At 55.9% G+C, this 23,940-nt stretch carries 22 protein-coding genes; 15 read left to right on the top strand and 7 right to left on the bottom strand.

Features of this window, described 5'->3' with window-relative positions:
- Positions 1 to 71 (bottom strand): helix-turn-helix domain-containing protein (locus tag B9Y55_RS13715; RefSeq protein ID WP_143340861.1); only part of this gene is annotated, 71 nt, incomplete at its 3' end.
- A gap of 134 nt (positions 72 to 205) precedes the next feature.
- Here B9Y55_RS13715 and B9Y55_RS07340 point away from each other — a divergent pair.
- Both B9Y55_RS07340 and B9Y55_RS07335 read left to right on the top strand, forming a co-directional pair.
- Positions 206 to 751 carry an ABC transporter ATP-binding protein gene (locus B9Y55_RS07340; RefSeq protein ID WP_234986173.1) on the top strand — a complete coding sequence of 182 codons (546 nt, stop codon included), beginning with the start codon at positions 206 to 208 and terminating at the stop codon, positions 749 to 751.
- Complete coding sequence (locus B9Y55_RS07335; RefSeq protein ID WP_085544717.1) at positions 752 to 1,750, top strand: ABC transporter ATP-binding protein; 999 nt, start codon at positions 752 to 754, stop codon at positions 1,748 to 1,750.
- A 122-nt stretch (positions 1,751 to 1,872) separates the two neighbouring features.
- Here B9Y55_RS07335 and B9Y55_RS07330 read toward each other — a convergent pair whose 3' ends face one another.
- Together B9Y55_RS07330 and B9Y55_RS07325 are read right to left on the bottom strand one after the other, a co-directional pair.
- On the bottom strand, positions 1,873 to 2,073 hold the full coding sequence (locus B9Y55_RS07330) for a cold-shock protein (protein ID WP_085544716.1): 201 nt from the start codon (positions 2,071 to 2,073) through the stop codon (positions 1,873 to 1,875).
- 116 nt (positions 2,074 to 2,189) lie between these two features.
- Positions 2,190 to 3,602 (bottom strand): sensor histidine kinase, encoded by a 1,413-nt coding sequence (locus B9Y55_RS07325; RefSeq protein WP_159448275.1) that lies wholly within the window; start codon positions 3,600 to 3,602, stop codon positions 2,190 to 2,192.
- 134 nt (positions 3,603 to 3,736) lie between these two features.
- On the opposite strand from B9Y55_RS07325, the gene B9Y55_RS07320 reads away from it, so the two are divergent.
- The 7 genes from B9Y55_RS07320 (at position 3,737) to B9Y55_RS07290 (ending at position 13,444) form a co-directional block, all read left to right on the top strand.
- On the top strand, positions 3,737 to 4,504 hold the full coding sequence (locus B9Y55_RS07320; RefSeq protein ID WP_085544714.1) for an endonuclease/exonuclease/phosphatase family protein: 768 nt from the start codon (positions 3,737 to 3,739) through the stop codon (positions 4,502 to 4,504).
- Positions 4,485 to 5,942 carry a cardiolipin synthase gene (gene cls, locus B9Y55_RS07315; RefSeq protein ID WP_085544713.1) on the top strand — a complete coding sequence of 486 codons (1,458 nt, stop codon included), beginning with the start codon at positions 4,485 to 4,487 and terminating at the stop codon, positions 5,940 to 5,942. Before B9Y55_RS07320 ends, cls begins: the two co-directional genes overlap by 20 nt.
- On the top strand, positions 5,939 to 9,124 hold the full coding sequence (locus B9Y55_RS07310) for a ligand-binding sensor domain-containing protein (protein ID WP_085544712.1): 3,186 nt from the start codon (positions 5,939 to 5,941) through the stop codon (positions 9,122 to 9,124). The genes cls and B9Y55_RS07310 overlap by 4 nt, the downstream gene beginning before the upstream one ends.
- Positions 9,124 to 9,768 (top strand): response regulator transcription factor, encoded by a 645-nt coding sequence (locus B9Y55_RS07305; protein ID WP_085544711.1) that lies wholly within the window; start codon positions 9,124 to 9,126, stop codon positions 9,766 to 9,768. The genes B9Y55_RS07310 and B9Y55_RS07305 overlap by 1 nt, the downstream gene beginning before the upstream one ends.
- A 138-nt stretch (positions 9,769 to 9,906) precedes the next feature.
- Positions 9,907 to 11,130, top strand: a complete 1,224-nt coding sequence (locus tag B9Y55_RS07300; protein ID WP_085544710.1) for a dicarboxylate/amino acid:cation symporter — start codon at positions 9,907 to 9,909, stop codon at positions 11,128 to 11,130.
- A 111-nt stretch (positions 11,131 to 11,241) separates the two neighbouring features.
- Positions 11,242 to 12,189 carry an L-threonine 3-dehydrogenase gene (locus B9Y55_RS07295; protein WP_085544709.1) on the top strand — a complete coding sequence of 316 codons (948 nt, stop codon included), beginning with the start codon at positions 11,242 to 11,244 and terminating at the stop codon, positions 12,187 to 12,189.
- A 31-nt stretch (positions 12,190 to 12,220) separates the two neighbouring features.
- Positions 12,221 to 13,444 carry an aminotransferase class I/II-fold pyridoxal phosphate-dependent enzyme gene (locus B9Y55_RS07290; protein ID WP_085544708.1) on the top strand — a complete coding sequence of 408 codons (1,224 nt, stop codon included), beginning with the start codon at positions 12,221 to 12,223 and terminating at the stop codon, positions 13,442 to 13,444.
- Here the strand turns inward: B9Y55_RS07290 and B9Y55_RS07285 are convergent.
- Genes B9Y55_RS07285 through B9Y55_RS07270 form a run of 4 tightly spaced genes read right to left on the bottom strand, consistent with a single transcriptional unit; the run spans position 13,426 to position 17,468 of the window.
- Positions 13,426 to 14,346: a triphosphoribosyl-dephospho-CoA synthase gene (locus B9Y55_RS07285; protein ID WP_143340860.1), complete on the bottom strand. Its 921-nt coding sequence runs from the start codon at positions 14,344 to 14,346 to the stop codon at positions 13,426 to 13,428. The two genes, B9Y55_RS07290 and B9Y55_RS07285, sit on opposite strands and share 19 nt — an antisense overlap.
- Positions 14,289 to 14,555: a citrate lyase acyl carrier protein gene (citD, locus tag B9Y55_RS07280; protein ID WP_085544706.1), complete on the bottom strand. Its 267-nt coding sequence runs from the start codon at positions 14,553 to 14,555 to the stop codon at positions 14,289 to 14,291. The genes B9Y55_RS07285 and citD overlap by 58 nt, the downstream gene beginning before the upstream one ends.
- Positions 14,556 to 14,560: 5 nt before the next feature.
- On the bottom strand, positions 14,561 to 15,550 hold the full coding sequence (gene citC / locus B9Y55_RS07275; protein ID WP_085544705.1) for a [citrate (pro-3S)-lyase] ligase: 990 nt from the start codon (positions 15,548 to 15,550) through the stop codon (positions 14,561 to 14,563).
- Positions 15,543 to 17,468: an aconitate hydratase gene (locus B9Y55_RS07270; protein ID WP_085544704.1), complete on the bottom strand. Its 1,926-nt coding sequence runs from the start codon at positions 17,466 to 17,468 to the stop codon at positions 15,543 to 15,545. The genes citC and B9Y55_RS07270 overlap by 8 nt, the downstream gene beginning before the upstream one ends.
- A gap of 163 nt (positions 17,469 to 17,631) precedes the next feature.
- Between B9Y55_RS07270 and B9Y55_RS07265 the strand changes: the two genes are divergently transcribed.
- From B9Y55_RS07265 to citF, 6 genes are all read left to right on the top strand, one after another.
- Positions 17,632 to 18,342 (top strand): GntR family transcriptional regulator, encoded by a 711-nt coding sequence (locus B9Y55_RS07265; RefSeq protein ID WP_159448274.1) that lies wholly within the window; start codon positions 17,632 to 17,634, stop codon positions 18,340 to 18,342.
- Between the two features lie 94 nt (positions 18,343 to 18,436).
- On the top strand, positions 18,437 to 19,414 hold the full coding sequence (locus B9Y55_RS07260; RefSeq protein ID WP_085544702.1) for a tripartite tricarboxylate transporter substrate binding protein: 978 nt from the start codon (positions 18,437 to 18,439) through the stop codon (positions 19,412 to 19,414).
- Between the two features lie 85 nt (positions 19,415 to 19,499).
- The gene (locus tag B9Y55_RS07255; RefSeq protein WP_085544701.1) at positions 19,500 to 19,970 is read left to right on the top strand and encodes a tripartite tricarboxylate transporter TctB family protein; all 471 of its coding nucleotides are present in this window, start codon (positions 19,500 to 19,502) and stop codon (positions 19,968 to 19,970) included.
- Between the two features lie 19 nt (positions 19,971 to 19,989).
- Positions 19,990 to 21,477, top strand: a complete 1,488-nt coding sequence (locus tag B9Y55_RS07250) for a tripartite tricarboxylate transporter permease (RefSeq protein ID WP_085544700.1) — start codon at positions 19,990 to 19,992, stop codon at positions 21,475 to 21,477.
- A 2-nt stretch (positions 21,478 to 21,479) separates the two neighbouring features.
- On the top strand, positions 21,480 to 22,376 hold the full coding sequence (locus B9Y55_RS07245; protein ID WP_085544699.1) for an HpcH/HpaI aldolase/citrate lyase family protein: 897 nt from the start codon (positions 21,480 to 21,482) through the stop codon (positions 22,374 to 22,376).
- Positions 22,373 to 23,938, top strand: coding sequence for a citrate lyase subunit alpha (gene citF, locus B9Y55_RS07240; RefSeq protein ID WP_085544698.1), 1,566 nt, complete (start codon positions 22,373 to 22,375; stop codon positions 23,936 to 23,938). Before B9Y55_RS07245 ends, citF begins: the two co-directional genes overlap by 4 nt.
- Positions 23,939 to 23,940 lie beyond the last annotated feature (2 nt).

Raw genomic sequence — 23,940 nt, 5'->3', positions numbered from 1 at the left:
CCGAAACACTTGGCAAAATAGCTTTTTTGCTCCATATTAGGATATATACGATATTTATAGGCTCTTAGCATGATCTCACCTCTTATATCTACAGGTGCTCCTCCAGTAGTTAATAAGCAGTAACTTTTGCTCCAAAAAGACTCTTCATATCACCCTATTTATATCCTACACCACTGAGTAGATAAAAAACAAAATTTATCGCCTATTGGCGACAAGCTATCCATCCCCACACCAGTTCAGCGGCGGCATGAGGCAGAGGGTGGTCATAGCCATAGCCCTGGCGGCGGACCCTAAGCTGATAATAGCCGACGAGCCCACAACCGCCCTGGACGTGACGATCCAGGCCCAGATACTGAGGCTTATGGCGGAGCTGGTCAGAGGAAAGGGAAGGTCCCTTATACTGGTGACCCACGACCTGGCCGTTGTGTCCGAGATGGCGGACAGGATAAACGTCATGTACTGCGGCAAGGTGGTCGAGAGCGGCCCCACAAGGGACGTAATAGACGTAAGCGCCCATCCCTACACGAAGGGTCTCATAGGCTCGATCCCCGACCTTGAGAGGGACAAAAACAGGCTGGAGACCATAAAGGGCATAGTCCCTAATATGTTCGACCTGCCAAAGGGCTGTAAGTTCGCCCCTAGATGCACCAGGGCCAAAGAGATTTGTCACGTCCAGGAACCGGAGGTTATTCATATGTCCCAGAACCACCAGGTGGCCTGTCATTTTCCCTTTAGAGAGGAGGTCCTTTAGATGAGCCGCCTTCTGGAGGTAACAGACCTGGAACAACGGTTCGACCTTAACACCGATTTTCTAAGCAAGTTAGTTTTCGAGAGGGGCCGACTGGTCAAGAGGGAGAGGGTCGTGAAGGCGGTCAATAAGGTCAGCTTCTCCATGGACAAAGGGGAGGTTTTCTCTATCGTCGGAGAGTCGGGCTGCGGAAAGTCCACCGTGGCCAGGACTGTCATAAAACTCATAGAGCCCAAAGGGGGCAGAATCGTCTACGACGGGAGGGATATCACCGGCCTGTCCAGGGAGGAGATGCTTCCTCTGCGGAAAAAGATGCAGATGATCTTTCAGGACCCCTACGCGTCTCTGAACCCGAGACAGAGGGTGGTGGACATCCTCACCGAGCCCATGATATTTCACAGGGCTGCATCGTCGGTGGAGGAGGCCAGGGAGAAGGCCATGGGGCTGCTCAGCAGGGTGGGAATAAGGCCGGAGCAGGCGTCCAGGTATCCCCACCAATTCAGCGGAGGGCAGAGGCAGAGGATAGGCATAGCGAGGGCACTGGCAGTGGAGCCGGAGTTCATCGTGGCGGACGAGCCGGTTTCCGCCCTGGACGTATCGATCCAGGCCCAAATACTCAACCTTATGATGGACCTGAAGGAGGAGCTTTCTCTTTCCTATATGTTCATAGCCCACGATCTCTCGGTGGTAAAGCATATAAGCGACAACCTGGCGGTAATGTACCTAGGAAAGATAGCTGAGAAGGGGAGCAAGGACCACATATTCGGCAATCCCCTCCATCCCTACACCCTGGCACTGTTCTCCGCTATACCGAGGATATCGGGCACCTCCATGAGGCAGGGCAAAAACCTTGAGGGAGAGATACCTGGGGCGATAGACCTGCCGTCGGGATGCTTCTTCCACGGGCGATGCCCTAAGGCCATGGATATATGCTCAAAAACAGCCCCTGATGAGATAGAGGTCGAGCCAGGACACATGGTATCCTGCCACCTCTACGGATAGCATAAGGGCCTGAGGATATCCTCAGGCCCTTATGCTGCACATGCTACGATAAAAAAGATCAGCAGATAAAAACAAAGCGACGACCCGAAGGTCGTCGCTTTTGAGATCAGATAAGAAAAGGTTTAAACAGGCGTAACGTTCGAAGCCTGGGGACCCTTCTGACCGTTCTCGATGGTGAAGGTCACGGCCTGACCCTCATCCAGGGTCTTGAAGCCGTCTACGTTGATGGCGCTGAAGTGAACGAAGTAATCCTTTCCGTCCTCACCAGTGATGAAACCATAGCCCTTAGTGCCGTTAAACCATTTCACAGTTCCTCGAGTCAAGGTGTTGCCTCCTAAAAATGTTTTTGCCGCTACCGTTTCCCTGCGACAAAAGCAGTTTACCCCGGATCTGGTTTCCTGTCAACAACCTTTATAAAATTCGACAAAAATATTTACATTTAATTTTTTTGAACGCCATCGAAAGAAAAAGGGATTTCAAGGATCGAGATGGCACCGGAGTCGTTTTTCATCGTGACGGAGCCTCTCAACTGGCGGACCAGCATGGAGATGAGTCTCATACCGAAGCCCGAGGAGTTCTCCAGGTCGTCGTAGCAGAAGTTATCCGGGAAGCCTGGACCATCGTCGGATACCTCCACACGAAGGGACTGGTCTCCTTTCCGAACGGATACCTTCAAAGAACCTTCGCCGGATACAAAGGCGTATTTCATCGAGTTGGTAACCAGCTCGTTGATCAGTATCCCCAAAGAGGACAGTAGCCCCGCAGGTAGGATTACGTCCTCCACCTCCAGCTGAGTCGATATACAGCTCCCCTGAGGGAAGGTATCGACTATATCCTCCACAAGGGGAGGCAGGTAGTCTTTGATCGACATAGACTCCACCGACCCCGATCTGTAGAGCCTATCGTAGAGCAGGGCCATGGCACTTAGCCGATTTCGGGCATCGTTCAAGGCTCCTACTGCGACCGGGTCCGTAAGACTCCAGGCGTGGAGGGATAGAATGCTCATGACGGTGTTCATGTTGTTTTTGATCCTGTGGTGCGACTCCCTCAGGATCAGCTCCTTTTCCTCCAGAAGGGCCTGAATCCTCCTGTCGCTCTCCTTTCTATCGGAGATATCCCTGGATATATTTCCCGTCCCTATTATCCGTCCATGTGGATCGTATATAGGATACTTTTTGGTCAGAAAGATGCGAGTCCTACCGTCAGGATAGACTATCGGCTCCTCTTTGAGGATATACTGGCCCTGGGGGAGGGTCTGAGCGTGCCTTTCGTCGGCCATATAGCTCCTCACCGGCTCTTCATCCTCGGAAATACCGAATATCTGATCGTCGGTCTTGCCCAGAAGATCGGAGACAGAGGTACACCCTGCGGCTTTCACCAGCGAATGATTCGTGGCGACGATTCTGAGATCGAGGTCTTTTACCACCACTATATCGTCGATCTGTTCCACCAGTGCCTCAAAAAGGCCCTTTTTATCGGAGGAGACTATTCCTGGCCGGTCGTCGGAGAGGTACTTCCCTATGGTTGAGCTAAAGACCGTCCGGTCCGATCCCTTTATCAGGTGTTCGTAGCCTTCAGAAAGGGATGATCCAGGTTCCGCCAAGAACACCACAGGAATCCCTCTTTCCATCCGAATTCTTTCGGCCAGCTTAAAGGGGTTCCCATCGGGGCCTAGGTCGAAAGCAAGCAGGACCAGATCGATTTCGATCTCCGCCTCCATAAGGGCCAGAGCTTTGTGGTCGTTTTCTACGGTTATCACGTCGTAGCCCATAGCCTCCAGGATGGTCCTTTCGTCCTCGACCGCCATCGCCCGACCTCCAACCAAGAGAATCGTCTTTTTTTTCTTGGACAACTCACCACCCCCTGTCGATAAAAGCGTTATCATATGATCCGTGATATAAGATGAGTATCGTTCCTAAATCATATCATAGAGAGAGCTAAAGCCCAAACGATAGCCATCCTTGCCTAGAGAGGACATGATAATCGGTGAGACTTGTTATATACAACGTGAGATACGGTACGGGAACGGGGCTATCCTACCACCTGCCCTTTCCTTTTTCCGGGAGCCTGAGACGGTCTTACAGGCGATTTGAGTCTATAAAATCCTTCCTACAGGGGCTATCGCCGGACCTTGTGGGACTGGTCGAGGCGGATAACGGATCCTATCGACAGGCTGGGATCTGCCAGGCCAAGGAGATAGCTAAGGCGGTAGGAGGAGAGAGTCACTTTGTCGTTAAGTACAGGGATAACCTCTCCCGACTGCCGGTACTCAAGAGCCAGGGAAACGCGGTTATATCCAGAGTTACGCCTCTAAAGGTGAACTGCCACGATCTAGGCAGAGGGATGAAGAGAAACGCCTTAGAGGTGGAGTTTAATGATTTCTCGATGGTCCTGGTCCACCTATCCCTAGGCAAAACCAGCCGAGAGCATCAGATAGGGGCCCTTAAGGAGATATGTACCTCCAGAAAAGGACCTCTGATACTAGCGGGGGATTACAACACCTTGAAAGGGTCGGATGAGCTCTCCCCTCTGATAGAGGCGGGAATGTCCACGGTGAATAAAAGCGGGATTCCCACCTTCCCGTGCAGAAGGCCCAGAAAAGAGCTGGATTTTATCCTGGTGTCCGAGGACATAGAACCGCAGGGCTTCTTCGTGCCGAACACCTATCTATCCGACCACCTACCTCTGGTATGTGACCTTAAGATACGGAAATCCGAAAGGAGAGACAGTAACTATGGGCTACTCTCTAGCTGACCACCAGTTCTGGCTGGTCCTACTGGCACTTCACAGCGTTTCCTCCTGGGTAATTCGGTTCGTCATGCTGGCGATTGTGCCTATGAGACACACCCCGACGGCGGCCATGGCCTGGCTTATGGTGATATTTTTCTGGCCCTGGCCCTGTACTCTGATATATTTGGCGGTAGGGTCGAACCTGCTTCCTCAAAAGAGGATGAAGAGACACGCTGAGCTTCTGAAACAGATGAAGGACCTCCGGTTGAAGTGCAAAAAGACCCTCTGCTACTCCCAGCCCGACCTCCCTCCGTCGCTACACCGCATTTCAGGTCTGGCGGAGACCTTAGGCCATATGTCTATAGTAGGAGGCAACGAAGGTACGCTCATATCCGAGGCAAAAGACCTTTCCGCCATGCTGGTCTCCGATATAGACAGAGCGAACAGACACGTCGATCTGCTCTATTACATCTTCGCCGACGATAACGTCGGTGGCCCTGTCTTAGAGGCGTTGGTGAGGGCTTCGGAGAGAGGGCTGGACTGCCGACTTATGGTGGACTCGGTGGGCTCAAGCGAACTGGCAAAGCAGGGGCATCTGGAGTGGCTCATAAGGAAGGGCGTCAAGGTCACCGAGGCACTTCCCGCCAGCATATTCAGACGTCACGCCGCCCGGTTTGACCTCAGGAACCACCGTAAGTTAGCCATAGTGGACGGTGAGGTTGCCTACACAGGGTCTCACAACATGATAGACCCTCGCTACGGCCACAGCGACCTGATATGGAGGGATCTGTCCATCAGGCTGGAGGGACCGGTTGTGAGACAGCTTCAGGCGGTCTTTCTCGAGGACTGGTACGTCGAGACCGGAGATATACCGGACTTAGATCGGCTGACCATGCCCTCGGATAACTGCGGTCCTATAGCGGTACAGACCGTTCCCAGCGGCCCTAGCTATAAGACGGAGAACTATCAAAGGCTTATAGTGAGTGCCCTTCACGACGCCAGGGAAAAGGTCATCATAACCACCCCCTACCTTATCCCCGACGAAAGCCTCCTTCAGGCCCTGGAGGTCGCCGCCCTGAGAGGCGTCAAGGTTCAGCTGATAGTGCCCCACAGAAGCGACCAGTTTCTGGTAGGACACGCCGCCAGGTCCTACTACCAGGAGCTTCTGGACATGGGAATAGAGATATACCTCTTCGACGACGGCCTTCTCCACGCAAAGACGATGACCGTCGACGGAGAACTGGCCTTTTTCGGATCCAGCAATTTTGATATCCGATCATTCGCCCTGAACTTCGAGATCAACCTAGTGTTTTACGGTAAAGAGGAGGCCTACGCCCTCACCGATATACAGGGGAACTACCTTAAAAAATCCAGAAGGCTTCACCTTAAGGAATGGAGCGATAGGCCCGTTTATACCCGTTCTCTGGAGAGCGTAGCAAAACTCTTCAGTCCCCTGCTATGACCAGAAGGACGCTGATATCTATACTGATTTTCACCTTGAGCCTGATATCCTCCGTCGGGTCCGCTAAAGACGAGATTATATTTGAAAACCTATCCCTCCAGGAGGGTCTGTCTCAGACCACCGTCAAAGCCATCCTCATGGACAGCAGAGGATATATGTGGTTCGGCACCGACGGCGGACTTAACCGGTACGACGGATATCAGTTCAAGGTATATAGGAGAAAATGGAACAGGGAGGACGGCATATCGGATAACTCGGTGACTTCGGTGGTAGAGGGCCCTGACGGAGAACTATGGATAGGAACCATGGCCGGCCTAAACCGAATGGACCTTGAGACCGAGTCGTTTCAGAGATTCACCGGTGTGCCTGGCGACGAGCAAAGCCTTCTGGACGATCGGATAACCTCCCTTAAGATAGCCGGAAAGGATAGCCTGTGGGTCGGTACCAGAGCTGGCCTGGAGAGGATGAGCCTCAGGGAACGCCGTTTTCACCGTTACCGAGAGCTAGGGGGACCGGAGGAATCGGTAAATACCGTCACCTCCGACCGATCGGAAACCATATGGGTAGGAACGGAAAAAGGGCTCTATCAAGGGGGGATCGACGGTTTTCATCTACACACCCTCCCCTTCGTGTCCAGGGAGGACCGAGAGGTGACCGCGATCCTCGAGGACCACAGGCATAGGCTCTGGATAGGGACCAGGGCAGGCCGACTGTACAGCTTCAATCGAGAGGGCGGGTATTTCAGCCCTCCTGAGCCTTTAGAGTATCCCAGGGGAGTGCAAAGATCTATATCGACTATCTACGAGGATATTTTCGGAGAGCTTTGGATAGGCACCGACGGTGGGGGGATCGTCCGGTTTAACCCCGATTCGAGATCTATGTCCATCTATCGCCAAGACAATTCCACCCCCCATGGCCTCAGGGATAACGTTATTCTCTCCATATGGGGGGATACGGGGAACTCCATCCATATGGGCGATCTTACGGGGGTCATCTGGTTTGGCTCCTTCTCCAACGGCGTAGAGAAGGTCCACCTAAAGAGGCCTTTTCAGAGATACGACAGCCGGTCCTATAACGTAAGAGGATTGGTCGGCGAGGACGTAAGGGCCCTGTGGAAGGACGACGACGGCCCTCTATGGGCGGGAACCTACGGCGGGGGCCTCAGGGAGATCGACGGAAGGAAAGAGACCATCTCCTACTGGAGACACGATCCTATAGATCCTTACAGTCTCACCAGCGACAGGGTCATGTCCCTATTGAGGCTGGACGATGAAACCCTTTTGGTGGGAACCGACGGAGGTCTGGACGTAAAGACCGGAGATCGCTTTGAACAGATTCGCTTCCCCTCCATCCTCCCTCCTCCGTCGGTAAAAGCACTTATGACCGACGAAGAGGGCAAGGTCTGGATAGGCACGTCAAGAGGGCTTTTTTACCTTCACGGCGACAGGGCAATTCCCTTTCTCGCACACAAAAGGCTATCTCGCTCCGACGTGACCGCCATAATAGAGGACGAATCTCGGACCCTCTGGCTAGGCACCGACGGAGACGGCCTATTTGCCCTATCCCCCTCCAGAGAGTCCTGCATAAACATGACTTCCCATCTAAAAGACGGCCCTCTCAGCGACAGAATACACAGTCTGTTCTCCTGGGATAAAGAGCTCTGGATAGGCACCGACCTAGGACTTCAGTGGATCGGCGAGGGCAGATCGAGGGCCTACACTTCCGAGGACGGTCTTCCTGGAGACGTGGTAAAGGGTATTTTAAGGAATAGATACGGTCAGCTATGGCTCAGCACCGACAACGGCCTTTCCAGGCTGGACCCTAAGACCGGAGAGATACGGAACTACACCCTTGGAGACGGTCTCCAGGGAAAGGAGTTCAACCGAGGGGCGGCGGTGATAGATAGGTTCGGCAAGATGTACTTCGGAGGGACCAAGGGATGCAACAGCTTCTATCCGGGCAACATCAGCGAGAACGACCACGTCCCTCCGGTGGTGATCAACGAGGTTTCGGTTTTCGGTAAGCCCGTCCCGATGGACAGAAGCCCAAGGGGATTTAGGAGGGTAACCCTGACCCAAAGGCAGAACTACATCACTATCCACTTTGCGGCACTGGACTACACCGCCCCGGAATCAAACGAGTACCGATATATACTGGAGGGCTTCGACGAGGACTGGATTCACTCGGGAAACAGAAACGACGCCAGCTACACCAACCTGCCCGACGGCAGATACCTTTTCAGGGTAAAAGGGTCCAACAATAACGGGGTATGGAACGAGGAAGGGGCCGTCCTGGAGATCGACGTAATTCCCCCTCTATGGAGAACCCCTCTGGCTTACGGAGTATATCTTTTTTGTCTGGGATCGCTGGCCTATTTTGCCATGGTCTACAGCAGGAACATAAGGGAAAAGGAGACCGAGAGAAAACTGAGACTGGTGACGGAGATATCGAACCTCAAGCTGACGGAGAAAAATCTCCAGCTCGAACAGGCCAGAAGACACGAGGCTTTCCACAGAGAGAGGCTCAGGTCCTTAGCGACCTCCCTGACCGAGGCGGAGGAGAGGGAGAGACGTCAGATAGCCACCGAGGTCCACGACTCTATAGGCCAGAACCTGGCTCTGTCCAAGCTCCGTCTGGAGATGTTGGCTCAGTCCCTGGGGAAGCCCTCTCAGGAGGAGATCGGATCTATAACCTCCATGCTCGATCAGACCATTAGATCGACCAGAACTCTGACCTTCGAGCTAGGGACCCCTGTGCTCTACAGGTTCGGCTTTTTTCCCGCCATAGAGAGGCTGTCAGAGAGGTTTGAGGAGGATTACGGCCTGTCGATAAAGTCGATCTCCGACGGGGAGATCCCCGAGATGAACGACGATATGAAGGCATTTCTCTTCAGAGCGGTCAGAGAGCTGGCGATGAACACGGTGAAACACGCCAAAGCCTCCACCTTGACGGTGCGGACAAAGGTCATGGAAAACAGGCTGTATCTTTCCGCATCCGACGACGGCCAGGGTTTCGACGTCTCCGCCATAGAGCATACAGGACGGGATAACCGGTCCTTCGGCCTGTTCAGCTTAAGGGAGAGGATAATATCCCTAGGAGGCCGTATGGTCATAAGGTCTATTCCAGGGGAAGGCACGTCAGTCAGGCTTTTTGTTCCATTTAGAAAGGAGAGGGATAGCTAATGACCATAAAGATCCTTCTGGCGGACGACCACCAGATACTGAGGGAGGGGCTGAAACTGCTCCTGAACCGGCAGGAGGATATGACGGTAGTGGCGGAAGGGGGAGACGGCAACGAAGCCCTGGAGCTAGCCGAGGTTCATCGCCCTGATATCACCGTGATGGACGTCATGATGCCCAATATGGACGGCATAGAGGCCACCAGGAGAATCGTGGATCAGGGGCTCTCCAAGGTGGTCGCCCTGTCGATGTACGCCGACAGGAGCTTCGTGGCGGAGATGCTTAAAGCAGGGGCTCTGGGCTTTTTGCTGAAAGACTGCGCCTCCACCGAGTTGGTGGAGGCGGTCCGAAAGGTCATAGGCGGCGAGATGTACCTGGGCCCTAGCATCTCCCACATCGTGGCGAAACTGTACGTCTCGTCGATAAAGTCTCCAGATCGGAGGGAGCCTCTGACCCCTAGAGAGATGGAGGTGCTGGTGCTCCTGGCGGAGGGGAAGACCAATAAGGAGGTGGGAGACAGGCTCCACCTGAGCTCTAAGACCGTAGGCACCCACAGACAACATATAATGCAGAAGCTTGGCCTGGACAACCTGGCGGAACTGGTAAAGTACGCCATAAGAGAGGGGCTCATATCCTTTAACCGGTGACCTTCCCTAAAACCTTAGATAATATCAGCCTCAGAGGAAGGGCTTTGTCCTTCCAGCCCGATAGTTCCATCACGCAAAAAGGTATATGATCGTGAACGGAAAGTAACATATCCTATTTTGTACATGGAGGGACTGCTCATGAGCGGAAAAGGAAAGTTGGGACTTCTTCCCAAGCTGATAATAGCCATTATTGCAGGTATTCTTATCGGTAAGTTCACCCCTGAGGCTGTAGTAAGGATTTTAGCCACATTCAACGGACTGTTCGGAAACTTCCTCGGCTTCTGTATTCCCCTTATCATAGTGGGTTTCGTGGCCCCTGGAATAGGCGATCTAGGCAAGAACGCCGGCAGAACACTGGGACTAACTGTAGCCATAGCCTACGGCTCTACAATATTGGCTGGGACATTGGCCTTTTTCGTCGACAGCTCGATTTTCCCCAACCTCCTTCAAGTTGGAGGAATGGTATCCGAGGCAGCCTCCCACGGTAACCCGGAGGAAGCCCTTCTAGCACCGTTCTTCGTCGTTGAAATGCCCGCCCTCATGGGAGTAATGACCGCCCTTCTCATGGCCTTCACTTTAGGAATAGGCATGGCTGTTACCGAAGGGAAAAAGATGAACGAGATAATGCACGAGTTCCAGGCTATTATAGCTAAACTCATTTCGTCCATAATCATACCCTTGCTTCCTCTGCATATCTGCGGTATATTCGCCAATATGACCCACGCAGGAGAGGTCCAGACCATAATGTCGGTGTTCATCAAAGTCTACGCCGTCATCATAGCCCTCCACGTGACCATGTTGCTCATACAGTACTTTATCGCTGGATCGGTGGCAGGAGTGAACCCCTTTAAGGCCATAAAGAACATGCTTCCGGCCTACTTCACCGCCATAGGGACCCAGTCCTCTGCGGCGACCATACCGGTGACCCTTCAGCAGACCAAGGCCAACGGTGTCAGGGAGGACGTAGCGGACTTCGTTGTTCCCCTCTGCGCCACGATTCACCTGTCGGGAAGCACCATAACCCTGGCCAGCTGTGCTATCGCCGTCATGATGCTCCACGGTATGGACGTGTCCTTCGCCGCCATGTTCCCCTTCATCATGATGCTCGGCATCTGCATGGTGGCGGCCCCGGGAGTTCCAGGAGGAGCGGTTATGGCAGCCCTGGGAGTTCTGGAGTCTATGCTCCACTTCAGCCCGACTATGCTATCTCTCATGATAGCCCTCTACCTTGCCCAGGACAGCTTCGGAACCGCCTGCAACGTCACCGGCGACGGAGCTATAGCCATACTGGTCAACAAGCTGACAGGTAGGAATGGGTCAACCGCTAAGGCCACCGAGCCAGCTATGGGGACGGGGGACTAGACCTAACCCTGTTATCGCAAGCCCGTGAGGGGAGAGCCTGTCTCTCCCCTCCTTTTCGTGATAATCTTACACAGGCCAAACAAGTGAATCCTATCGCAAGGAGGAGTACATATGAAGCGTATCGTTGTAACCGGAGGATTGGGACAGATAGGTATGGAGCTTATCCACAGGCTCAGAAACGAGTACGGAAGCTCGGCGGTGATGGCAACCGACGTAAAGAAAGAGGGATCCGAGAGGCTCGGGGAAGGTCCTTTTGAAATCCTCGACGTCAGGGACGGAGCCAGGCTCGCCGAGATAGTGAAGGCCCATAAGGCGGATACCGTGCTCCACCTGGCGGGAATCCTCTCCGCCAACGCGGAGAAGAACCCTCAGCTCGGATGGGAGGTCAACTTAAACGGTGTCTACAACGCCCTCGAGGTGGCCAGGCAGGAGAACTGCTCCTTCTTCTTCCCGAGCTCTATAGCTGCCTTCGGCCCTTCCACCCCTCAGGACAAGACCCCTCAGGACACTATCCAGAGGCCAAACACCATATACGGCGTGGCGAAGACCGCCGGAGAGCTCCTCTGCGACTACTACAACCACAAGTACGGTCTGGACACCAGAGGAGTCCGCTTTCCAGGGCTTATCTCCTACGACACACCTCCTGGAGGGGGCACCACCGACTACGCCGTACACATCTACTACGACGCGGTCAAAAAGGGCAGCTACACCAGTTTTATAGCTCCCGGGACCTACATGGATATGATGTACATGCCCGACGCCCTTGACAGCGTAATCGGCCTTATGGAGGCGGACCCCTCCAGGCTGATCCACAGGTGCTGCTTCAACATAACAGCCATGAGCTTCGAGCCTAATCAGTTGGCGGCAGCTATCGAGAAGCACGTGCCAGGGTTCAAGCTGGACTTCGACGTCGACCCAGCGAGGCAGGCCATCGCCGAGTCCTGGCCTAACTCCATCGACGACACAGCCGCCAGGGAGGAATGGGACTGGAACCCCAAGTACGACATGGAGGCCATGACCGTCGATATGCTGGAGAAACTCCGGGCCAAGCTTAGCTAGACCCGTTCTAATCGGAGAGGAGACTTAAACGATGATAGACAGACTGGAAGCGACTTTATCGTCGGACCTGGCGGAACTTAGGGAGTCGGGAAGGGCAAAGGGCAAGGAGCTCATAATAGAAAAGGTATCCAAGCCCGAGGGAGACAGAGGCCCAAGGTATTTCGTCAAGGGCTACGGCGACAAGCCTTTCATCAGGATGAACTCAAATTCATACCTTGGCCTTACCCTCAGAGACGACCTCCGCAAGGCCGAGGAGGACGGGGCAACCAGCTACGGCGTAGGCCCTGGAGCGGTCCGCTTCATAAGCGGAACCTTCCGTCCTCACAGGGATCTTGAGAAGAAGCTGGCGGCGTTCCACGGCAGGGAGGAGGCCATGGCCTTCAGCTCCGCCTACATGACCGTAAACGGCGTCCTGACCTCCCTTATAACGAAAGAGACTGCCGTCATAAGCGATGAGCTCAACCACAACTGCATCATAAACGCCATCAGGCTTTCCCGACCGGTCTCAAAGTCGGTTTACCGCCACAACGACGTGTCCGAGCTTGAGACCAGGATACTGGAGGCCAAAGGCGCCAAGAGACTCATCGTGGTCACCGACGGCATATTCAGCATGAGAGGTGACCACGCTCCCCTTAAGGAGATAGAGGAAATGGTCCGTCGCCACGACCACCTTTTCCCGGAGAACGCCATTCTCGTCGTCGACGACTCCCACGGAGTAGGGGCCTTCGGCAAGACCGGAAGGGGCACCGAGGAGTACACCGGTGGAAGGGCGGATATACTCATAGGGACTCTGGGCAAGGCCTACGGAGTCAACGGAGGATACGTCGTCTCCTCCAAATCGGTTGTGACCTACCTCAGGGAGCACGCTCCCATGTACATCTACTCCAACCCCATCTCCGCCGGGGAGGCCGCAGCGACGCTGAAGGCCCTGGAGATCCTGGACAGCCAGGAGGGACGGTCTATACTGGAGCACCTGAGGGCCATGACCAGCCGATTCGAGAACGGCCTTAAGGATCTGGGCTTCGAGGTGATAGAGGGAGAGCACCCGGTCGTTCCCCTTATGGTCAGAGACACCGACGAGACCTCAAAGCTGGTGTCCTACCTCAGGGAGAACGGCGTCCTGGCCACAGGGCTGAACTACCCTGTGGTGCCCAAAGGGGACGAGGAGATCCGCTTCCAGATAGCCGGTGACCACACCGCTTCCGATATAGACTCGGTCCTGTCCACACTTAAGAGCTACAAAGAGAGCAAATAGGGCGCTTTCCTCTCCACCAGTAGCAGGTAGATGGCCAGGGCGAGCATATCTGCGCTCCCTCCTGGGCTGATCCACCGCTTTAGGCAGTAGGACTCCATTTTGGAGACAACCTCCCTGCCTGGAGGGCTCCCCGTTCCACCTGCATCTATGGCCTCTTTGGCGAGGTTCGCCAAAGAGGCCATTTCCGTCTCCCCTCCCCGATGGAGGACGTTGGTATCCCCTCCAAGGGCTATAACCGACAGAAGGCCATCGCAGAGAGAGGAGCTTGAGAGGGGATCCTGGCGACCTCTCAGGACTTTGAGGGCTGTCAAGGCAGAGGGGAAGCCGTCCTCCGCCTCCCCTCTGACCCCTCTGACTCCCCGGGAAAGGTACAGCCTCTCCCCGGCGGAGCGAGCCTCGGCTATGGAGCCAAGCTCTCTTCGTACTATCCCAGCCACGAAAGAGGCCCCTATATCGGTCAGGGCCTCCGGGGAGAGGACCACGCCGGACCTGAGTCCCCTGGACGTGGCGGCGACCATCAGCCCCATGGAGAAGATGGCCCCCTTGTGGGTGTTGACCCCTCCTGTGGCCCGTCTCATGTCGTCCTCTGCCGCTAATCCCGCCCTTTTAAGCTCCCCCAGACAGTCCAAGGGAGGCTGATCGAAAGTATCCCAGCCGATCTGGGCCACCTCGGCGAAGAACGGCCTTAGGGCCAGGGCGCTGGACAAAAAGGTGTCGAAATCCATGTCCCTGTGGGCCCCTCTGGACAGGGAGGTCACAAGGCCGGGCTTGGGATGGGCGGCGGCCTCGTGGATCAGCGCCCGAACGGCCAGATCGGCTATAGCCTCCCGAAACGGGGCCATCACTACAGGGTGAGCCCAGCCCTGTCCAGGGCGGTCTCCACCCTTGCCCTCAAGGTACACTCTAAAGCTCCCCTGTCCTGGACCGTGAGGATCCCTTTAGAGACTCCTCTATTGGAGGTTATCTCCTCCAGGACCGACTTTATTAGCCTTCCCCTCTGCTTTACGACTATGCTTTCGACCACTATCTCCAGGTCCGAATCGGACGGGGAGTAGCTCACCATGACATCGCTGGACTCCAAGGTTCCAGCTACCGCCGTTTTAACGTCCATATACCTCACTCCTTTATCTTCTTGGCTCGCTCTACCAGATAGGCCCATGTCACGTCTGGGACCAGCTTCCGAACCTGTTCCATCTCACCTCGGCTCAGCAGCTCCCTCACCAGCGATGCGCTGACGACCTGCTCCCCCGACTCTATCCTCCGAAGCTCCACGACCTCTATCCCCAGAGGAGGAAGGGTCTCTTTCATGATCCTGTTGTAGACCCCCGTCAGGGGACAGATCGGCTCGGACCCCACGAAACGGCGAACCACCCAAAGAGGAGGGGCTATTCTGGTGGCAAATAACTTGAGGTCCAACGAGGCGTGAACCGACGAGGCCTCCCCTCCTTTGGTGAAGTAGGTCGGAAAGGTGGCGGAGGATATGACGTAGGGACCGCTTGGTATCACCCTGACGTTGGACAAGTCGGCGACCCCCTCCTTCACCAGCCTAAACCGGTCGGCGAAGGGAAAGACCGAGCGGTCCTCCTCGACGACCATAACGAAAACCTCCTCCGCTCCCTGGGAGGCCCTCTCTATTAGCCACCGGTGACCCAGAGTAAAGGGGTTGCAGTTGACCACCACAGCCCCACAGGGTCGACCTGGAGCCATGGCCCTGAGACTTGAGCGAAAGTCCTCGATCCCAGGCCTGCCCCACTCCAGAAGCGACGCTCCCTCCACCGACACCACAGGAGAGAAGCCCATGTGACAGAAGCTCCTCTCCTCCGACGGCTTGGTGAACAAAAAAAGATGGCCCATGCCGAGGGAAACCGCCCTGGATATGAGGGAGGAGATCAAGGAAACGGCGACCCCCTCGCCCTCCAGTTCCGGCTCCACCGCCACCCCCTGTATCACCGATCCTATGAGGGACCCGGTGCCTACGAGACGGTCGCCCTCGAAGGCCCCCAGCATCGTACCCTCCCCGATAGGCACAGAGAGACCACGGGCCAGAAGAAGCTCTCGCCTATCCTCAAGCTCCGACGACAGCACCAGCTCCCGAAGCTCAGTCATCCATCAACGCCGCTCTCGCCACGTTCAGGGTTCCCCCTGCCTTGATCGTGTCCCTCTGCCTCTTCGACAGGTCGTTTATCAACGTCATATCGCCGGACAGATCGAAAGTCGCGGAGATCCTCTCGCCGTCGATCTGGTTCATAAGGTTGTCTATCGTAACTACCTCCCCCTGTTTCACCCTCTCGTAGTCCTCCTGGCTCTGGAATAGGAGGGGCAATATGCCCGAGTTTATCAGATTCTGGCGATGGATACGGGCGTAGGAGAGGGCTATAACCGCCTTTATGCCCAGATACTGGGGAGCCAGTGCGGCGTGCTCCCTGCTCGATCCCTGGCCGTAGTTACGCCCTCCGACGATTACTCCACCGCCTGCGGCGACGGCCCGTTCGGGAAAGGATGGGTCCACCGTGGCGTAGCAGTGTTTCGATATGGCCGGTATGTTGGACCTAAGGGGGAGGACCTTGGCCCCCGCTGGCATTATGTGGTCGGTTGTGATATTGTCCCCCACCTTCAGGAGGACCTCCCCCTTAAGGACATCTCCCATAGGTGGAAAGACCGGAAGGGGCTTTATGTTCGGGCCCCTAAGTACCTCCACCGACGACCGGTCCTCCGGGGGCCATATGACCATTCGGTCGTCTATTTCGAACCGCTCGGGCACGGCGATCTTCCGAGGCTCCCCTAAGGTCCTGGGATCGGTTATTACTCCTGTGAGGGCCGAGGCGGCGGCGGTCTCCACGCTGACTAGGTGGACCTTTCCGTCGGCTGTGCCGGAGCGGCCGAGGAAGTTTCTGTTTGAGGTCCTTAGGCTGACCCCACCGGAACAGGGGGCCTGACCCACCCCTACGCAGGGGCCGCAGGCGCACTCAAGTATCCTGGCCCCAGATCGAATGAGCTGGGCAAGGCCGTGGTTTTCCGCTATGGCGGTCATGACCTGCCTCGACCCAGGGGCGACGCAGAGGCTGGTTCCCTCGGCCACCGTCTTTCCGTCCAGTATGGAGGCGGCCTTCATCAGGTCCAGGTAGGACGAGTTTGTGCAGCTGCCTATGAAGACCTGGTCCACCGGAAATCCCGCTACCTCCCTCACGGGAACCACCTGATCGGGCATGTGAGGCAGGGCTATCATGGGCTCCAGAGAGCTCAGGTCCAGCTCTATGACGTCGTCGTAAACGGCGTCGTCATCGGCACAAAGGGGGACGTAGTCCGCCTCCCTGCCCTGGGATCGGAGAAACCGTAAGGTCTCCTCGTCGGAGGGGAACAGGGAGGTGGTGGCCCCGAGCTCCGCTCCCATGTTGGTTATGGTTCCTCTCTCCGGTACGGAGAGACAGGCCAGTCCTGGGCCGGAGTACTCGAATATCCTCCCCACTCCCCCTTTGCAGGAAAGCCTTCTCAGAAGCTCCAGTATGACGTCCTTGGCCGCGACCCAGGGGGAGAGCTCGCCGGTAAGGTGTACCTTTACCACCTCCGGTGCAGGAAGCCAAAAGGCCATCCCAGCCATGGCCAAGGCCACATCCAGCCCTCCCGCACCTATTGCCAGCATTCCGAGGGCCCCTCCTGTGGGAGTGTGGCTGTCGGAGCCGAGCAAGGTCTTTCCGGGAACCCCAAACCTCTCAAGGTGGACCTGGTGGCATATACCGTTGCCCGCCCGAGAGAAGACGACGCCGTGCCTCATGGCCACCGACTGGAGATAGCGGTGATCGTCGGCGTTCTCGAAGCCAACCTGGAGGGTGTTGTGGTCCACGTAGCTCACCGACAGATCGGTTTTCACCTTATCGACCTCCATAGCCTCCATCTGGAGGTAAGCCATGGTCCCGGTAGCGTCCTGGGTCAGTGTCTGGTCGATTTTGATGGACATCATTTCCCCCTTTTTCATGGACCCGTCTACCATGTGGCTGGACAATATTTTTACAGCAAGACTGCTCATACTCCACCATCTCCCGTGTCATAATCTGTTTTACGCCGAAAAAATTCCCCTCAAGGAGGCGATTGCTGAAAAAACGCACTTTACAAACAGCTCGTTTGCGAATAGTATATCAGACATGGATGCGGTATCAAGTATCCTGGATCCAAAAAAGGAGTCGGATTGTATGTCCCTTTTATCCAACGCAAAAACCATAAAGATCAAACCGGTCAGAGAGATCGTCTACGAACAGCTCAGGCAGGCCATCGTCGGAGGAGAGCTCGAGCCTGGAACGAGGTTTACCGACGGAGAGATAGCCTCGGAGTTCAACATAAGCAGGACCCCCGTCAGGGAGGCCATACAGAAGCTGGAGGCCGAGGGTCTGATAGAGAGGGTCCCCATGAGGGGAAACGTGGTCAAGGGACTGTTGCCTAAGGACGTGGCACAGATATTCGCCCTCAGAAAGGCCCTGGAATGCCTGGCGGTAAAGTACGTGGCCATGAACGCGACGGAAAAGGAATTAAAGAACGTCAGACATATCCTGGACCAGGCCAAGACCTACATGACGACCCTCCAGGGGGAAGCTCTGACCGACGCCTACGTTCCCCTCGTCGCTCGGTATAACAAGGAGATGTTCGAGGCGTCCCACGCCCCTAAGATAGTCGACCTGATATGGAACCACAGGGAGATGCTCGACCGATACAGGGTGGTACGAGTGGTTATAGCGAAAAGGATGGACGAGAGCTACCGCACCAGGGAGCAGATGTACTCCTATTTTGTATCTCGTTCCCCTGAGGAGGCCTCGGCTCTATGGGGAAACCATATCGATAAGTCCTACAAAATCTGGCTTGAGGTGACAGGATACTCGGACCAGATAGGGAAACACGACTATATGTGAGCAAGGCCCTTACCCTGGGGTTAGCTGTTACAGGGGTGGAAGTGCGGAATAGAGGCGGCATAGGCGTTTTATTTTGAAGGGAGGAATAATTTTCATGAAGAAGTTGTTCGTAATGTTTTGCGCCACCGCGATACTGGGATCCCTAGCGGGATCGGCCTTCGCCGAGTGGTCCCCTAATAGGCCCATCGAGCTAATCGCTCCTGCTGGACCGGGCGGTGGATGGGATCTGCTATGTCGGACCATGCAGAAGACCCTTCAGGAGGAAAAGCTGGTGGATCGTCCGGTGCTGGTCACCAACAAGCCTGGCGGCGGCGGAGCTGCGGGATGGAACTACCTCAAAGGCAAAGAGGGTAAGGGAGAGTATATAGCGGCGACGTCGACCCTGTTGATGCTCAACAACCTCTTCGGCAAGAGCCCTCTCACCTACAAGGACTTCACCGTCCTCGCCAACCTCCAGACCGAGTGGATCTCCGTGGCGGTGGCTAAAGACGCCCCCTGGACCAACGGTAAGGAGCTCTTTGAGGCAATCGCCGCCGATCCTAACGGCATGGTCGTCGGAGTCGGTCCTAGCCTTGGAAACAACGACCACATCTCCTTCCTGATGCTGGCCCAGAAGTACGGAGTGGATCCTAAGCTTATCAAGTTCGTGGTCTACCCCAAGACCGCCGCTGAGCAGATCCCGGCCCTCATGGGCGGACACGTAAAGGCGATCACCATAGGCCTTGCGGAGGTCATGGAGCAGCATAAGGCAGGGAACCTCAGGGTGCTGGGGATCAGCTCCAACAAGAGGCTTGAGTCCCTTCCCGACGTGACTCCCTGGGTGGAGCAGGGAGCGGACATGGTGTTCCCCCACTGGAGAGGCATCATCGCCGCCCCGGGCCTGAGCGAGGAGCAGGTAGCCTACTGGCAGGGTACGATCGAGAAGATGATCGAGACCCCCACCTGGAAGGATCAGCTTAAGAAGCTGGAATGGGAGTCCTACTACCAAGATCCAGTTCAGTTCGCCACGACCTTAGCGGAGCAAACCGAGGCTTTCCAGAGCACCTTAAAGGAAGTCGGCCTGATAGACTAACCGCCCTCTGGGCAGGGGGAGGAGACCTGTCTCCTCCCCCTTTTCACCCCTTGAACGACAAAAAACACCGGGAGGTGCGACATAGATGACTAAAAACATGATATCCGGCCTGATATCCCTGGTGCTTGGACTGGCCTACCTTTACGGCACCAGCCAGATACCGGACGTACAGGCAGGGGACGAGATCGGCCCCAGGCTTTTTCCCTACATAATAGGCACTGCCGCCGTGTTATGCGGCGGCCTTCTGACGTTCCTGGAGATGATGAAGAAGGACAAAGAGGTCTTCTCCTTCGGTTTTATCTCGGAAAGACCTATCTGGCTTAAGATAGCGGCCATAATGGTCCTAGGCATAGCCTACGGAGAGACCCTCGACTACTTTGGCTACGTCATAGGAACGGCTATATTTATGTTCCTTGCGGGGTCCATCATAAACAAAGGACATAGGGTACAGAACATCACTATAGCGGGGCTATTCTCCTGCGTATGCTACGGCGTGTTCTCGGTGGCTCTGAACCTGAGCCTTCCTCGAGGGCTTCTCAGCTTCCTGCCCTTCTGATACTGATAAGGTGATCTAAATGGATACTGTCTTTGCTAATCTTTCCCTGGGCTTTCAGACCGCCCTCACCGTGACCAACGTCATGTGGGTCTTCATCGGGGGATTTCTCGGCACCATCATGGGAATGCTCCCAGGACTAGGCCCCGCCACGGGAGTCGCTATCCTCATACCTATAACCTACGGGATGAACCCCACAACAGCCCTTATCACCATGTGTGCCGTCTACTACGGAGCTATGTTCGGAGGCTCCAGGGCCTCCATTATGATAAACACCCCCGGTGATGCCTCGGCCATAGTCAGCTGTTTCGACGGCTATCCTATGACCAAAAACGGCCAGGCTGGGTCCGCTCTCGCCATATCGGCCATAGCGTCGTTCATAGGCGGAACCATAGGGATGGTTCTTCTGGTGTTCCTCACCGGTCCCATAGCGAGCTACGCCTTTAAGTTCGGCCCGGTGGAGATGTTCTCGTTGCTAATGTTCGCCCTCACAGCGACTGTGACCCTGTCGGACGGGAGCATCCTGAAGGGATTTATCGCCGTAGCGATCGGCTTTATGATCTCCACCATAGGGATAGACCCTCAGACCGGGGTAAACCGGTTTGTCATGGGAGTGGAAGACCTCCAGGACGGAATCGACTTCCTGGTGGTCATGATAGGGCTCTACGCGGTCTGCGAGGTGTTTAAGAACCTCAAATCGATCCACATAGAGCACAAAATAGACTCAAAATCCATAGGGAAAGTGTGGGTATCCTGGGCGGATTTCAAAAAGTGCCTCATGCCTATGCTCAGAAACTCTCCTCTTGGATTTTTCATCGGTGTTCTTCCCGGTATGGGAGGGACCATAGCCACCTTTATGTCCTACGCCATGGAAAAGTCGCTGAGCAAGACGCCGGAGAAGTTCGGCAAAGGAGCCATCGAGGGGCTGGCCGCCCCGGAGGCGGCCAACAATTCCTGTTCCTGTGGGGCCATGGTTCCCCTTCTGACCTTGGGAATACCGGGATCGGGAACTACCGCCGTCATGCTTGGAGCCCTTATGATGCTGGGAGTAAGACCTGGACCGATGCTTTTCGCCCAAAATCCCGAGATAGCCTGGGGGGTCATAGCCTCTTTGTTGATCGGTAACGTAGCGTTGCTGATCATAAACCTGCCTCTGGCCATACCTCTGGTCCAACTGCTCAGGATACCTCAGAGGATAATGCTGCCCCTGATACTGGGAATGGCCTTTATGGGAGCCTACTTCCTCAACTACAGCCCCTTCGATTTCATCCTTGTGGCGGCCTTCGCCCTGGGAGGGTATATGTTCAGCAAGCTGTCCATTCCCCTGCCTCCGCTGGTCCTGGCCCTAATTCTAGGCAGCTCCACGGAGCAGTATTTCAGAAACGCCATGACCATAGCCAACAGCGACCTAGCGATCTTCGTCCAGAAGCCTATATCGGCGACTCTGCTGGTGCTGGCGGTCCTTTCCTTCGGCTACGCCATGTTCCGCAGGAAAAAGGCAGCGGCATAGGGATGGAAAAACAGCTCAGGAGGCCCCGCCGATCCCTGCTCTACGTGCCGGGAAACAGTCCCTCCATGATACAGAACTGCCCTATCTACGGGGCGGACGGGGTGCTTTTGGACCTGGAGGACGCCGTGGCGGTGACGGAGAAAGACGGAGCCAGAAGGCTTGTAACCCAGGCCCTTATGGCCATGGACTTCGGCAAAGTAGAGAGAGTGGTCCGGGTCAACGGCAGGGACACCCAGTTTTTCGAGGACGATATGAGGTCGGTCATACCTGCCGGACCGGACTGTATAAGGCTGCCTAAGGTGAACGACGTCAAGGACGTAACCGAGGCCGACGAGATAATGTCCGAGCTGGAGGAAACCAACGGCATACCGGTGGGCTCCATAGAGCTTCACGGCATGTTGGAGACCGCCCTGTCACTGATGAACGCCTACGACATCGCTAAATCCTCCCCTAGGCTGACGGCCCTCACCTTAGGGGGACAGGACCTCGCGGCGGACCTGGGGATAAGCAGGTCCAGAGAGGGAATAGAGCTCCTCTACGCCAGGAGCCACGTGGTGCTGGCGGCGAAGGCGGCGGGAAAGGAGGCGCTTGACACGGTTTTCACCGACGTCGAGGACCTGGAGGGCCTGAGCGCCGAGTGTAAGCTGGCGGTACAGCTGGGCTTCTCCGGCAAGGCGGCGATCCATCCGTCCCAGATAGGCCCGATCCACGACGCCTACCGCCCCGACGAGAGATCGCTGAAAAAGGCGCTGAAGGTGGTCAAAGCGGCGGAGGAGGCGGAGAAGCGGGGTCTGGGCGTTATAGCAGTCGACGGCAAGATGGTGGACGGCCCGGTGGTCTCCCAAGCGAGAAGGACCATCGAGCTCGCCGTCATTTCGGGCATGGAGGTTTCCCTATGATCTCTAAAACTGTAAAAAACTCCATAGGCCGAGAGGTACTGACGGAGATCCAGGGTATCGGGAGCCTTGCTCCCTTCGCCGGGGCCTTCGCCAGACTGGACGGGTCCTATAGCTGGACCCCCAAGGCCCCCTGTAGAACGGTTCCAGCCTTCGGCCACAAAAAGCTGGCCCAGGATCTTACCGAGGCGATAAAGAGGTCGGGCCTCCAGGACGGCATGACCATCTCCTTTCATCACCACCTGAGAAACGGCGACGACGTCCTTCCTCAGGTTATAAGGGCCATAGAGGGACTCGGGATCAAAAACCTGGTCCTGGCCCCCAGTTCCCTCACCGACTCCCACGAGATAGTGGCCCAGGCGGTCAGAGGAGGGACCATATCCAGAATCCACACCTCCGGCGTCAGAGGGGAGATCGGCAGGATGATCTCGAGGGGGGAGATGGAGATACCGGTAATGATCCACAGCCATGGAGGCCGAGCGAGGGCCATCCAGGAGGGCAGGATCTCCGTGGACGTGGCCTTTTTAGGGGCCCCGACCTGCGATACCATGGGGAACATGACCGGCTCCACCGGCAAATCGGCCTGCGGGACCCTGGGCTACGCCCAGCTCGACGCCCGTTACGCCTCCCACGTCATAGCGGTTACCGACAACCTGGTTCAGGCCCCCCTCATGGATCGGATATCGATCCCCCAATATCTGGTGGATCAGATAGTGGTGGTGGATTCCCTGGGAGACTCGTCAAAAATAGCCTCAGGACCGGCGAGGATATCCAAAGATCCGGTAAACCTGAAGATAGCGGAGAACGCCTTCGACCTTATAAGGGTCTCTGGGCTTCTGGTGGAGGGCTGTTCCTTTCAGGTCGGAGCGGGAGGGGCCAGCCTGGCGGTGGCCAAGTTCGTCAGGGACTACATGAAGGAACGTTCCGTTCAGGGAAGCTTCGGCATAGGTGGAATAACGGGGTACATGGCGGATATGCTGGAGGAGGGGCTGTTTAGGGCCCTCTTCGACGTCCAGAGCTTCGATTCCTCCGTGACCAAGTCGGTGGCGGGGCATCCCAACCACAAGGAGATCGACGCATCCTGGTACGCAAACCCCTTCACCGCTGGATGTGTGGTCAACGATCTGGACGTGGTAGCTCTGGCCGCTTTGGACGTGGACGTCGACTTTAACGTGGACGTCCTGACCGGACACGACGGGGTGTTGAGAGGGGCGTCAGGCGGGCACTGCGACACAGCCGCCGGGGCGAAGCTCTCCATAATCACCGTGCCTTCCATAAGGGAGGGAGTTCCCTCCATAAAGGACAGGGTCCAGACGGTGGTGACCCCAGGGGAGACGGTGGACGCCATAGTCACAGAGAGAGGCATCTGCATCAACCCCCTCAGAGAGGACCTGACCAAGGCCGCCTACGACGGAGGCCTGCCTGTCAAGGCCATAGAGGACCTTAAGGCTGAGATCGAGAGGATGACCGGGGTTCCCGATCCTGTGGAGTTCGACGACCGGATCGTCGGAGCGGTGGAGTACAGGGACGGGACGATAATAGACTCGATAAGAAGGGTCGTTTAGAA

It is taken from the genome of Dethiosulfovibrio salsuginis (genome assembly GCF_900177735.1).
GTDB lineage: Bacteria > Synergistota > Synergistia > Synergistales > Dethiosulfovibrionaceae > Dethiosulfovibrio > Dethiosulfovibrio salsuginis.
Note: the sequence above shows the minus strand (reverse complement) of the source record. Positions and strands in the feature narration are given on the sequence as shown.